Raw genomic sequence first — 314 nt, forward strand, 5'->3', positions numbered from 1 at the left:
GCCGCGACGTCGTCCTCGGTGACCGTGCCGCTGGCGCTCGCGGTGCCGAGCGTCACCGGCGCGGCGGCGCCGCTGGCGCCGGTCAGGGTGACCGCCACCGTCTCGGGCCCGTTGGCCAGGTCGTCATTGGCGACCGACATGGTCAGCGTGCCGACCCCGTTCGTGAAGCTGACGTCCTGGCTCTGGCCCGTCGCCGTGCCGGTGTCGTAGGTCACCGTCAGGGTGCCGGTGAAGCTTGTGTCGCTCAGGCTCAGCCCGAAGTCGAGATCGGTGGTCCCGGTGTCGCCGGTTTCGGCCACCGTCGGCGCGTCGGT

The 314-nt window shown here is 72.3% G+C and carries 1 protein-coding gene; it reads right to left on the minus strand.

Annotated features, from left to right (window positions below):
• A partial coding sequence (locus O4G76_RS20255; protein ID WP_269398941.1) for a hypothetical protein occupies positions 1 to 314 on the minus strand: 314 nt, incomplete at both ends.

The organism is Limimaricola sp. G21655-S1 (genome assembly GCF_027213785.1).
Taxonomy (GTDB): Bacteria; Pseudomonadota; Alphaproteobacteria; order Rhodobacterales; family Rhodobacteraceae; genus Limimaricola.